Source organism: Paenibacillus sp. FSL R10-2771 (assembly GCF_038000205.1).
In the GTDB taxonomy this organism is placed as follows: Bacteria; Bacillota; Bacilli; order Paenibacillales; family Paenibacillaceae; genus Paenibacillus_AQ; species Paenibacillus_AQ phytohabitans.
The window spans coordinates 8,124,866-8,137,735 of sequence record NZ_JBBOBM010000001.1; the positions used below are offsets into that span (position 1 = coordinate 8,124,866).

Genomic DNA, 12,870 nt, shown 5'->3' on the forward strand with positions numbered 1-12,870 from the left:
AATCATGGATAAGATATGATTTACTACAGCCGGACGATATTCCGTACCCTGGTGATTTGCGATGTAAAAGACAAAAAAATGCAGCATGATGCTTCTGTCCTCCTATTATTCATATAATTCTTGCCATTTTGATGGCGCAGAGATGTGATATTTGATACAATTAATAAGTTAAAAAGCTGTAAATGACCCGCCGAACAGGCGGTTTAGGAGGATATAAATGAAAGAGCAACAAATACGCAGAGAAGACGTAGAACTGCTGGCTCCGGCGGGAGACTGGGACTGCATGCGTGCAGCAGTGGCGAACGGGGCGGATGCTGTCTTTTTTGGCGTAGAGAAATTCAATGCACGGGCCAGAGCCAACAACTTCCGTATGGACGAGCTGCCGGAGATTATGGCCTTTCTGCACAGCTATGGAGTGAAGGGGTTTCTGACCTTTAATATACTGGTGTTTGAGAATGAGCTGCCGGATGCAAAGGAACTGATCGATGCCTGCGTGGATGCCGGTGTGGATGCGGTTATAGTACAGGACTTGGGTCTGGTCCAGATGATTCGTGAGATCTCTCCGGATTTCCCGATTCACGGTTCTACGCAAATGACGATTACTTCACCGGAAGCGGTGGAGTTCACGAAGCCTTGGGGGCTGGAACGTGTAGTCCTTGGCCGTGAAAATAATCTGAAGCAGATCCGCACGATTGGCGAACAAGCCCGCCTGCCGATGGAAGTCTTCGTGCATGGTGCACTATGTGTATCCTATTCCGGACAATGTCTGACTTCCGAAATGTGGGGCGGACGCTCTGCGAACCGCGGAGAATGTGCCCAGGCCTGCCGCCTGCCGTATGACCTGGTGGTAGACGGAGAAGTGAAGCCGATGGGTGATGTAACCTACCTGCTGTCCCCGAAAGATCTTGCCGCTATTGATCTGATGCCCGAACTGATTGAAGCTGGAGTGACCTCTTTCAAAATTGAAGGCCGGCTCAAGACTCCCGAATACGTTGCGAATGTGGTTAGTAAATACCGCAAAGCGATTGATAAGTATTTTGACGGTAACTGGACACCGACCTCGAAGGAGGACATGCGTGAGCTGCAGCAGAGCTTCTCGCGCGGCTTCACTCATGGTTTCCTGGACGGTACTAACAATAAGAAATTAGTTGATGGCACCTTCCCGAAAAGCCGGGGGGTGTTCATGGGAACCGTCGAACAGATTCTGCGCGACGGTGTAGTCTGCCGTATTCATGCTCCGCTTAAGCGCGGAGACGGAATCGTGTTCGATGCCGGAGATCCGACCAAGAAGGAGGAGGGCGGCCGCGTCTACGATCTGCGCCGCAAAGGCGTCAAGCTGGAGGGCGAAGCCGGTGAAGGCTGGATTATCGACATCGTACCCGGCCGTAATGACGTGGATCTGCGCCGTCTGCATGTTGGCGACCGCATCTGGAAGACGAATGATCCGGCGCTCGACAAGGCGCTGCGCCAGTCGTATGAGACTGAGAAGCCTTACCGGGTCTTCCCGGTTCACGTGAGAGTGCAAGGCTGCGCCGGTGAGAAGCTGACGACCTGGTGGACGGACATTCAGAAGAAGGTAACCGTCCGTGTGGATTCGGAGCTAGCGCTGGAGACAGCGCAGAAGCGTCCGATGGATACCGCGCTGCTGGAAGAACAATTTGGCCGCCTGGGCGGAACCGTGTTCCAGCTTGAAGCGCTGGAGTCGCATCTGCAAGGCGACGTGATTGTGCCCATGCGCGAGCTGAACAGCATCCGCCGCCAGGCGGTGGAGCTGCTTGCAGGCGAGCGCCCGAAGCCTCCCGTGTATGTGAAACGGGAGGTAGAGGTCTACGGCGGCGCTTCCCGCAGGGGCGCCGCAGAGGCGCGCGGTGAAGCGGATCTCACCGCGCTGTGCCGCAGCCTGCCGCAGGTGCAGGCTGCGCTCGAAGCCGGCGTAACGAGCATTTACGCCGATTTCGAGTTCATCAAGCAGTTCCCGGCGGCAGTAGACGCTGTGCGGGCTGCAGGGGCCAGCATCACGCTGGCCACACCGCGCATCCATATGCCGAACGAGAACGGCTATCATGCCAACATCCTGCGGCTGCAGCCGGATGCTGTGCTGGTGCGCAATACCGGCGCGCTGTATTATTACCTGCGCCACCGGATGGAGCATCCGGATGCTGTGCATCCCCGGCTGATCGGCGATTTCTCGCTGAATATCGCCAACCACAGAGCGGTTGATCTGTTCCTGAATGCCGGCCTTGATGTGGTGACACCGTCGTATGACCTGAACATCCAGCAGATGGTTGATCTGCTCGGACACAGCGACACCTCGCGGATGGAGGTTGTTATTCACCAGCATCTGCCAATGTTCCACACTGAGCACTGCGTATACTGCACCTTCATGAGTGAAGGTACTGACTACACTAACTGTGGCCGTCCTTGCGAGGAGCAGCGTGCTTCGCTGCAGGACCGGATCGGCATGTCCCATCCTGTCCGTGTAGACGAAGGCTGCCGCAACACCGTCTATAACGCCGTTGAACAGTCAGGTGCAGAATACCTGAATCACTTCCGTGAGCTTGGCGTATCTTCTTTCCGCGTAGAGTTCCTGGAGGAAACACCGGAGCAGGTAGCTGAGGTTATCAGCCTGTACAGCCGCGCACTGCGCGGAGAAATCTCCGGAACGCAGGTTTGGAAAAGCCTGAAGGCCACCAACCAGCTTGGGGTTACACGCGGGCAGTTGGTTAATGCGAAGTAAGCAATTTGTGTAATCTTCAGACGTATATGTACTGATGCAGGATCTAATAAATACATGCTAGGCCAGACTGCCTTTGAGGAGGAATACACTCTCAGGACATCTGGCCTTTGCTTTTTCTACATCTGTTCCAAGATGTAACACAATCACCCTGCCAAAAATCTGCTATAACTGCTATAATTGAATCAAATATGCCATTTTTCTATAAGAAATCAAGTGGTGCAAACAAGATAATAGAAGGAGCTATGAGATGAAAATCCGTAAAGCCATTATTCCCGCAGCTGGTCTGGGTACCCGCTTTCTGCCCGCGACCAAGGCGATGCCAAAAGAAATGCTGCCGATTGTAGATAAACCGACAATTCAATATATTGTTGAAGAAGCAGTAGCTTCCGGGATTGAAGATATTATCATTGTGACGGGGAAGGGCAAGCGTGCGATTGAGGACCACTTCGACAATTCCTTCGAACTGGAATTCAATCTGGCTGAGAAGCAGAAGTGGGAGCTGCTGGAATCGGTACGAAAATCCTCGGAAATGGCTGATATTCACTACATCCGCCAAAAAGAACCGCGCGGCCTCGGACATGCCATCTGGTGCGCACGTAAATTCATCGGCAATGAACCTTTTGCCGTTCTGCTTGGGGATGACATTGTAGAGTCGGATAAGCCATGTCTGAAGCAGATGATTGATGTATACGATCAGTACAAATCCTCTATTGTGGGAGTTCAACAGGTGCCGTGGGAAGAAGTGTCCCGGTATGGACTGGTGGATGGAACTGAATTAGCAGAACGTGTCTACAAGGCCAACCGCCTAGTCGAAAAGCCGAAGAGAGAAGATGCTCCTTCCAACCTGGCGATCCTGGGACGGTATATCCTGACTCCGCGTATCTTCGACATGCTTGGCGAACAGCAGGTGGGCGTAGGCGGAGAAATCCAGCTTACGGATGCTATCTCTCGTTTAAGCGAAGTGGAACGGATTATTGCTTATGATTTCGAAGGCAAGCGGCATGATGTCGGTGAAAAGATGGGTTTCATTCAGACTAGTATTCATTATGCGCTTCAGCATGAGGAGCTTAAAGAAGGATTGCTGGATTACCTCAAAGGGATAATCAATAACGAAACAAAAATTAAAGCTAATTAGTGGTAGTTGTTTTGCATGGAAATGAATTAAAGAATGCTGGTGATGATGCAAACTGATGGAAGATTATAGCCATTAAAAAATTAATTTGAAGTGTAGGATGCTATGAGTTATAGACCATTCCTGAATTGATCTATCAACCAAGTAATATATAGATTGTTGTTGGGAATTATATTAGTATTAGTGAAGGGGCAACATTGTGAATCGAGAGAGGTATGAGTGGGCGGATTTTGCAAAAGGATTTGCCATGATTGCAGTAATTCTTAATCATTCCGAAGGATTGATATATCCTGCAAATAGTTCGATTATTATGCATAGTATATATTCAGTCTCATTATTTATTTTTGTTGCTGGAATTACATCAGCAATTTCTATTTCCAGTAAGTCTAAAATTGATGCTAGATACATTCTTAAGAGATTAAACAGCATTATTATTCCATATTTTTTTGCTACCCTTGTTTATCACATTATAAACAATAATTATAGGTTTGACTTAACTCTTTTTCGACAACAGATTTTTGAATTTTCAGCATCTGGAGCGTTCTATTTTGTAGCATTTTTTATACAACTAGTAATAATTTCAACAGTCCTATATTCTTTGTTCAAAATTAACGGGAGTATACTAAAGCAGATTTTTATACTATTAGTTATCTATTTTATAGCATCGAAATATTTAAATAATTTCACTTCTATTGGGAGTATACCTCTAGGTGGGGGGAAATTATTAGGTGGAAGCTATTTGTTCTCGTTTAGTTTAGGCATGTTTTTTTACATGAGAAGAACGTTAATTGCAGGTAAAGTTGCAATAGGTTGCTTAATATTATCGGCTATTTCTATTTTCGTTATAGAATATAAATCTTTGTTACATCTAGCATGGTCAAATCCACCCAATAAGTTTGCCTTAGTATATGCGTTTACAATTTTCGGGATTATATACTCTTGTTACGCTGTTTATAGTGATTATTTCTCGAAATATAAGATGAATTATCTTAAGAAACTTTTAAATATAGTTAATTATATTGGGAAAAATTCTCTATATATTTTTTTATACCATTTGTTATTTCTAAGTCTGGGGCAAAAGTACAATTTAATAACGCTGATTTTCAAGCATAGATTGGATTCATTAACCTTGATTAATAGTTTGTGGTATATTTTTTGCGCGATAGTCCCACCAATCTTAATGAGTCGATTTTCCGAATTTTTAAAGCCGAAATTGTTGAAACTCACATTTTGGAATGATGCTTCAGTAGTTGAAAAACAAAATAAATAGTAAAGGAGTGTTGAGTCCTCTCCACTGCGTTTATTCATTCTCATCAATTTGCAATAAATAGTTCTATTCGAAAATTAACATTTCAAGTCTATAAAAGCAGTGGGTAAATATTGAATTGTAACATTTTATACACAACAGATCTAGTATATGGTAATTTGATGTATGCTGCTTAGAAAAGAAAAGTCTGTTTTTTTCCATGGTTAACGGCGGAGCAACATTCGGATTCTGAATGCTGTTCCGCCCTATTTATTTTCTCATTTTTCTCATCACGAACCGTACCTTCCACATGTTGAATTCCTACCAAAAGTAATTATTAAAGTATGGGAAAGCGGCTGGCCTTGAGAATGAGAGTTAAAATGTTGAAACTAATTTTACGGTTGAGTTGTAGTACTAGTGGTTTCTTTGGACAGCAACAGCAGTTTGTCGGCATTTGATGCAATAGTTGATGTGACCGAGAATGGACGACCTTGCAGCTGTTCAGGCGGCAGCGTCTTCAGGTGCTCCACACCGTCAACGACATGCTTGTAAGCCTCAAGACCTGTTGTAACATACTCTTGCGTCTTAGCCTCGTCTTTCTGCTCATGTGCAGCTGCCGCAAGTGTCTGTGAACGGCTGATTAGTGCATCGTACCAGTCAATATCCCAGTTGAATTTATCAGCATTATCACGATATACAGCCAAGGCCAAATCACTTTGACCCTTCAGATCATAGTAGCTGGCCCATTGAGTCAACAGGCTTTTGTTGTAGGGCTCGTCTTTTAGAGCACGAGTCAGCAGACTGGAGACTTCAGCCAGGTATTGCTCATCCTTAGTTTGTTTAAACACCTGTAGATCAAGAGAAGTCAGGTACAACACTGCTTCCGGATGAGAAGGGCGGGCATCTAGTGCTTCAACTAAAGGTGTTTTAATTTCTTCATAAGAAGTGCTAACCGAAATTAAGCTTTTCCCTTTAAATGCCGCATTGCTGGACCCAATATAACTAATCGATAGGAAGAGCAGATATATCGAACCAACCGCAAGCAGAACCAGATACCCGATGCGTAATCCGGGTTTATTCCAACTTTTGCGGAGAGGCTTGCTCTCCATTACTGCACCCATACCCGCCAAACCGATGAATACGAGAATGCCCATGAATGCGTAACTCATATTGAAATCGAGCAAGCTGTGAATCAGGATGGATAAGGCGATAATGTAGAAAAAGAATCCATTATTGAAATCGTCCTTGTCCCGTTTCAGATAAGCGCGGATATATTTGTAGAAAATATATCCGATGAAGCCCATACACACGACGAATCCGACAATCCCTACCTCTATCAGATACTGCAGGAAGAAGTTATGAACCTGTCGGCTGACATAAGGGTTGTTCTGATAATGCTCATACAAGGCGGCCCAGCCTCCGCCACCTGTACCGATAATTGGATAATCCTTAACCACCTTCATCGCATCTTTATAGAAAGTGATACGTTCAAGTACACTGTGCTGTTTGACGTTGATGTTCTCAAGCCGGGTTTCCATATTGGAAGGCAAAATGCTGCGGACGCTTGTCCCAATCAGCAGGAAAGCGATAAGGGCAACAAGAACAAGTGCTCCAAGAGGGAGCCATAAGCCTGTGAGTTTGCGTTCACCCCAGCCTCCCAGTTTCTTCTGCAGCCATGGGGCGGCGAAATGTTGAATGACCCAGCCCAGAGCGGCGACAACTGCTGAAGCGCCCAAGAGATAGGCCCAGCCTTTAAATGCGGCAGCAGAAGTGAAGGTTGTATTCAGTTTTGTACCCAGATTGGTCAGCGGACTTGTAATCGCAAGCGCCCCGAGACCGGAAATGGCGAGATGAATAATCCACAGAATCTGCTGGGCAGGCTTCAGGAACAACAGCAGCAGAATGAATACTACAGGCAGCATTACAAGCCCGCCGCGTGACAAGGTCAACAGCAGGGAAACAATAATTGGAACAAGCATAAATCCGTGAGTCACTGTGCCGTACCACTTTTTGGAGCGGACCAGAGCGAATACCGCTACGAATAGGAAGGCCATCAGGAAGGCGGCATAAGTATTGGCATACTGGAAAATGGATGTTAGACGCAGACCGTTCGCGTCCGTCATTACCGCATCCAAATATTTACCAGCCTTCACAGTATTGGAGAACCAGCCCACAAGGCTGCCTGCGAATTTCCAGTTCCCAAGCCAGTTCAGCAGGCCGAAGCCTACTATAAAATAAGCAATGGCCAGAATGGCATTCTGAATGACAACATTTAGTTGCTTTTGCTGGAGCAGATATAACGCTATAATGAATATTGCGATATACATGCTCTGTATGAACAGCAGGTTCATCGCCATATAATGCGAAGCAGCAACAATAAGCGACAATGCATATGTGACAGGCAGTAACAATGAGGCAACCACTAACAAATCACGTTGCTCCTCAAGTTTGAACTTCATGAAATACAGACCGATCCACACCAGCAGCATAAGGCTGCTCAGCAGCGAAGACACATATATCGGCTTTTCGAAGTCGATCTGCTGCCCATTAAACAATCCCACCTGAAATGGGGTCCAAGCCAAAAAGACAATAAAGGCAACGACCAAAGCCCATATGTAACTTGATATCTTTTCAACATTTCTCAACTGTACAGCATTTTTACCGTATACTGGTTTCGACACGTTATTATCTCCTTTTTCTGAATTGCAATAGCTAAGTGTTATTTTAGCATACATTTATTCACATAGTCTTGCCTTTGTTGAAAGCAACAGTTACCATAAGACAAAACTAATTATGTAATAAATATATTTGGCCTATGCCCTAACGCTCCGCGGAACGTTAAGGACATAGGCCATCTTAATTTGTTGAATGTTTTGAGGCAAGAGTTAAAATAGGAAATTCAGATTCGCTTCCTTTAAAAGCGGTGCATGTTCATCTTTAGAAGAAAGAACGGGAACAACATCTATAGGCCATATAATTCCAATTGATGGGTCGTTCCAAAGAATGCCTCCATCACATTCGGGTGCGTATAATTCATCGCATTTATACTGAACTTCAACATTTTCAACTAACGTCATGAAGCCATGTGCAAAACCCTTTGGAATCAATAATTGTTTTTTGTTTTCTGCTGATAAATCAATACCAAACCACTTTCCGAAATTAGGGCTTCCTTTGCGGATATCGACTGCGACATCAAATATTGAACCCTTTGTGCAGCGTACCAACTTACTCTGTGCTTTTGGATTAATCTGATAATGTAATCCACGCAACGTTCCTTTGCTTGCAGAATAGGATTGATTATCCTGAATGAAATTTAATGAGATCCCCTGCTTTTGAAATTCGCTTTCATTGTAAGTTTCCATGAACCAGCCCCGGTGATCGCCGAAAACATGCGGTTCAATAATGAAAACGCCTGGCAATATCGATTCTGTGATTTTCATGTCTCAACACCTTCTGTTGTTTTAATATTGAATCTTACCAGTAGCAACTTTCATAAGATATTGCCCATATCCAGTTTTACTTAATTTTTGTCCACAATCCCAAAGATGCTCTTTTGTAATCCATCCATTAATATATGCAATTTCTTCGGGAGCGGCGATTTTTACACCCTGGTGCTCTTCAATTGTTCTCACAAAATTAGTGGCGTCAACTAGGCTTTGGTGGGTACCTGTATCTAACCAAGTAAAGCCTCGACCAAGTAATTCAACATCCAATTCACCTAACTTTAAGTATTCATCGTTTATAGAAGTGATCTCTAGTTCACCCCGCGAAGATGGCATAACCTCTTTTGCAATTTGCACTACACGGTTATCATAAAAATAAAGCCCTGTAATTGCATAGTTGGATTTAGGGTATTTAGGTTTTTCTTCAACACTAAGTACTTTACCTTCATCGTTAAATTCAACTACACCAAAACGCTCAGGGTCTTGCACATGATAACCGAAAACCGTAGCTCCTGATTTTTTTTCTGAAGCACGTTTCAATAATTTTCTAATCCCATTCCCATAGTAAATATTGTCCCCTAATATCATTGCAACTGAATCGTTACCGATAAAGGATTCTCCTAGGATGAAAGCTTGAGCCAAACCATCTGGATGTGGCTGCACAGTATACTGCAAAGAAATTCCAAATTGCGAACCATCGCCTAAGAGGCTTGTAAACCGAGGTGTATCCTCAGGAGTGGAAATTATTAAGATGTCTTTAATACCTGCTAACATTAAAGTGGATAGAGGGTAATAAATCATTGGTTTGTCATATATTGGAAGTAATTGCTTGCTTGTGACCATCGTTAAAGGGTATAGACGCGTTCCGCTACCACCAGCCAGAATTATACCTTTCATTTAGAATCAACACTCCTTTTTAATTTGAAATACAAAAATCCATAATGAGAAAGTTTCAATTCTCACATAGAAAGGTTATGGAACTAAAAGTCTAAGTTAAGTAATTTCGTAATCAGTAAATCAATACTAAAACATTCTAGCACATTTTGTGATCCTCACTCTTTATGGGTTTATATTTACAAGCAAAGGAGGATTAAATATAACTGGGTTAGATTTAGGGGTAACAATCGAAGGGGAATAAGGAACACATAACCTGATTCATATAAAATATAATATGAGTGAAGAAAACGCACTTGTAATTTCATCGCTCATATTATATTTCCCCGAGCTGTATAGTCAGTGTTATTCTACAATATATTTAAATAATGACTCCCGAAGTGCCGTATTATCTAAAATTTCTAATTCGGGGTTTTTCTCTCCGCGTTTAAGGGCTGCTTCAAAATATGACCGGAGAATCCAAAGTAACTTATCATTTCCTTGTAAATTAATTGATTCAGTGAGCTCTTCCAATTCCAACATGGAATTCTCTTTGAAAATATGAGTGGATTCAAAACGGTGAAGATTAGCTGCATAAATCCAGCAAATTTCAAAAAGCATGTGTTTTCTGTTCGTACTGATTGTATTGTTTCCATGGATACGGTACCCCATTAATGCTTCTTCAATAAGGGCGCATTTTCCATATTCGGCCGCCCTAAGTGCGAAATCCCAGTCATGGGCGAAACGTAGATTCCTCATTCCGCCAATCTTATTATAAAGCTCGCTAGTAAACACCATATTACTTGTTGTAGAGATGAAATTAGACATAAGTAAATTCTTGACAAAATCATCGTTTTTAGCAAAGGATTTTTCTTTATTAGGAACTGCCCAGGGCTCCATATTTTTCCAACCCTTTTTTATACCTTGAGTTTTTCCTGTTTCATTTATAACTTTAATATAAGTGCTAACTAAATGGGTATCCGGATTATGGAGTAGGTAAGCAATACATTGTTTCAGTCGATCTTTCTCATACACATCGTCTGAATTTAGAATAGTTAGAAACTCTCCTGTGGCAAGATCAAGGCCGCGATTAATAGTATTGTGAGCACCATTATTCTCTTGTGAGATCACTTTCAAACGTTCATCGTGAAAGCTTTGAGCAATTTTGAGGGAATTATCGCGTGAGCCATCATCAATAATGATTAACTCAAAATTTTTGTAAGTCTGATCCAAGACGCTTTGTATAGCCTCTTTTATAAACTTCTCATGATTATATAGTGGAATGATTACTGAAATTTTAAATTCTTCACTAATGCTTGGTTTTCTTTTGAAAAACATATTAAATCTCCCCTATTAAATTTTCTTAAGTGCTATTCCGGTTGGGACCAGGTATCCGCGTCCTTCTTGATAAGGGCGTTCGTCTCTAACCACGATAATTAATGCATCATTAATCCATTGAATTTGTTCATGAGCTTGATAGGTTCCGTTTGCTAGTGCAATATCAAGAGAATATTTACCGTTACGTAGGTGAGGGAATTCCATCGTAAATTGATAGTGATAGGTCTGCCCCGTTTTCAAAGGTTCCAACATAACCTTTTCAAAGTGAGTGTTAGTTACAATCACTGAATTTCCAAGAGCATCCTTAAGCGTGAATCCCAGTATAGGCATATCAATCTCATTATTAATTTTTATAGTGAAATCAATAGCAACTTTATCTCCACCACTAACTGTAACAGACTCTCTACCAGTATCAAGTTTAATTAAACGAAGAGTTTCAAAAAAGCCATCTCCATTACCAAAAGCTTGAGCTTTTGTCTGAATGGATGGTTCATGCTCATCTTCAGATACGTCGCTTTTAATACTATATGAGGTGATTGATTGCATTTCTTTAATGTCATAACTCATAAATGCTTGATATTCATCAAGAATTTTATCTGGTCTTCCTTCTTTAAAAATCCGTCCACCATCCATCCAAATAATACGATCACAAAAGCTGGCTAAGGCACCAGTGTCATGGCTTACCATTAATACTGTTCCTGTTTTCTTGATTTCCCGAATTTTACGATAACATTTCTGTTGGAATCTCATGTCTCCTACGCTTAATGCTTCATCTACAATTAGAATCTCGGGATCAATATTTATTGCCACTGCAAAAGCAAGGCGTACAAACATACCGCTTGAGTAGGTCTTTACAGGCTGGTGAATAAATTCTCCAATATCCGCAAAATCAAGAATGTCTTGAAGGATTTTTTCGATGTAGTCTTTGCTATATCCAAGCAATGTCCCATTAAGAAAAATGTTCTCAAAACCTGATAAATCACCATTAAATCCAGCGCCAAGCTCTAGTAGAGCAGAAACATTACCTGTAACTTTAATACGTCCAGAAGAAGGTGTCAAAACCCCAGCAATCATTTTTAAAAGTGTGGATTTTCCTGAACCATTTTTGCCGATTATCCCCACAGTCTCTCCACGCTTTACAGTAAAAGAAACATTATCAACAGCATGAAAATTTTGATGGTATTTTTTTTTGGCAGGATGTAAAACTTCTTTTATTCTATCCACAGGTTGATTGTAAAGCTTATATATTTTTGAAATATTGTCGACGTCTATCAAACACTCCAAGTTTATCTACCTCCAAGAAAGTTTATCCCAAGAAACCTTAAATAACATCAGCAAAATGAGGTCTCATCCGTTTATAAAAAATAAAACTGAAGAATCCTATAATGATGACTACACCCCAAAAATAGAGTGTTTGCCTTGGATGTGCAAAGAACCATGTGTTATTTATTAAGGAATCTCGATAACCGTTAATAATGTAATAAATAGGATTAAGCTTAATAATCCATAAATATTTCTCGGGAATAACTGATTCTTGCCACATGATAGGGGTGAGCCATATTCCAAATTGAAGTAATATACCTACGATTTGCGAGGTGTCTCTAAAAAATACATTTAATGTTGATAGAAAATATGCTAATACTGTAATGAGGGCAAACAGACATAAGTTTAAGTACACAATACTAAGTAGTTGGATTCCAGGAAAATGATGATAGGAAGTGAAAATTATAATAAGCAAAAAATTAAATGCAATATTTAAAAAAAATGAAGAGATAACTTTTACTAGTGGTAATAAACCTACTTTAAAAACCATTTTCTTAACTACAAAAGAGTAACTTGTAAAGGCTCCGGTTGAATTGATTATACCATCGGTAAAGAAATTCCAAGGAATCATGGCGGCACATAACCATAAAATAAATGGAACGTTTGATACTGGTTGTGCTCTGAAACCAACCTGGAAAACAAACCAAAAAATTATAATGGTCATCAGCGGTTGAATCACTGCCCACAAGACGCCGAAGTAAGACCCGGAAAATCTGTTTTTAAAATCACTTTTGGACATATTTATAAGAAGTTTTCGACTTCTACATATATCACGAAC

9 protein-coding genes are annotated in these 12,870 nt (G+C 42.0%); 3 read left to right on the forward strand and 6 right to left on the reverse strand.

Annotated elements, in window-relative coordinates; genetic code table 11:
• Nucleotides 1–217: 217 nt before the first annotated feature.
• The 3 genes from NSU14_RS35285 (at nucleotide 218) to NSU14_RS35295 (ending at nucleotide 5,139) form a co-directional block, all read left to right on the forward strand.
• Entirely contained in the window at nucleotides 218–2,737 is a 2,520-nt protein-coding gene (locus tag NSU14_RS35285) for a DUF3656 domain-containing U32 family peptidase (RefSeq protein ID WP_340948836.1), read from the forward strand.
• A gap of 247 nt (nucleotides 2,738–2,984) precedes the next feature.
• Nucleotides 2,985–3,872 (forward strand): UTP--glucose-1-phosphate uridylyltransferase GalU, encoded by an 888-nt coding sequence (galU, locus tag NSU14_RS35290; protein WP_340948838.1) that lies wholly within the window; start codon nucleotides 2,985–2,987, stop codon nucleotides 3,870–3,872.
• A gap of 196 nt (nucleotides 3,873–4,068) precedes the next feature.
• A complete protein-coding gene (locus NSU14_RS35295; protein WP_340948840.1) occupies nucleotides 4,069–5,139 on the forward strand; it encodes an acyltransferase in 1,071 nt (356 codons plus the stop codon).
• 371 nt (nucleotides 5,140–5,510) lie between these two features.
• Here the strand turns inward: NSU14_RS35295 and NSU14_RS35300 are convergent, their stop codons facing one another.
• The 6 genes from NSU14_RS35300 to NSU14_RS35325 all read right to left on the reverse strand — a co-directional run bounded on the left by NSU14_RS35300 (nucleotide 5,511) and on the right by NSU14_RS35325 (nucleotide 12,831).
• The gene (locus NSU14_RS35300) at nucleotides 5,511–7,796 is read right to left on the reverse strand and encodes an O-antigen ligase family protein (RefSeq protein ID WP_340948841.1); all 2,286 of its coding nucleotides are present in this window, start codon (nucleotides 7,794–7,796) and stop codon (nucleotides 5,511–5,513) included.
• Between the two features lie 204 nt (nucleotides 7,797–8,000).
• Nucleotides 8,001–8,555, reverse strand: a complete 555-nt coding sequence (gene rfbC / locus NSU14_RS35305; protein WP_340948842.1) for a dTDP-4-dehydrorhamnose 3,5-epimerase — start codon at nucleotides 8,553–8,555, stop codon at nucleotides 8,001–8,003.
• A 21-nt stretch (nucleotides 8,556–8,576) separates the two neighbouring features.
• A complete protein-coding gene (gene rfbA / locus NSU14_RS35310) occupies nucleotides 8,577–9,455 on the reverse strand; it encodes a glucose-1-phosphate thymidylyltransferase RfbA (protein WP_340948844.1) in 879 nt (292 codons plus the stop codon).
• Nucleotides 9,456–9,797: 342 nt separating this feature from the next.
• A complete protein-coding gene (locus NSU14_RS35315; protein ID WP_340948846.1) occupies nucleotides 9,798–10,769 on the reverse strand; it encodes a glycosyltransferase in 972 nt (323 codons plus the stop codon).
• A 15-nt stretch (nucleotides 10,770–10,784) separates the two neighbouring features.
• Entirely contained in the window at nucleotides 10,785–12,053 is a 1,269-nt protein-coding gene (locus NSU14_RS35320) for an ABC transporter ATP-binding protein (protein ID WP_340948847.1), read from the reverse strand.
• A gap of 37 nt (nucleotides 12,054–12,090) precedes the next feature.
• On the reverse strand, nucleotides 12,091–12,831 hold the full coding sequence (locus NSU14_RS35325; protein ID WP_340948848.1) for an ABC transporter permease: 741 nt from the start codon (nucleotides 12,829–12,831) through the stop codon (nucleotides 12,091–12,093).
• Nucleotides 12,832–12,870 lie beyond the last annotated feature (39 nt).

Coding starts and splice junctions, on each gene's coding strand:
- rfbC (WP_340948842.1), bottom strand. CDS start 8,555: ATGAAAATCACAGAATCGATATTGCCAGGCGTTTTCATTATTGAACCG.
- NSU14_RS35325 (WP_340948848.1), bottom strand. CDS start 12,831: ATGTCCAAAAGTGATTTTAAAAACAGATTTTCCGGGTCTTACTTCGGC.
- galU (WP_340948838.1), top strand. CDS start 2,985: ATGAAAATCCGTAAAGCCATTATTCCCGCAGCTGGTCTGGGTACCCGC.
- NSU14_RS35285 (WP_340948836.1), top strand. CDS start 218: ATGAAAGAGCAACAAATACGCAGAGAAGACGTAGAACTGCTGGCTCCG.
- rfbA (WP_340948844.1), bottom strand. CDS start 9,455: ATGAAAGGTATAATTCTGGCTGGTGGTAGCGGAACGCGTCTATACCCT.
- NSU14_RS35315 (WP_340948846.1), bottom strand. CDS start 10,769: ATGTTTTTCAAAAGAAAACCAAGCATTAGTGAAGAATTTAAAATTTCA.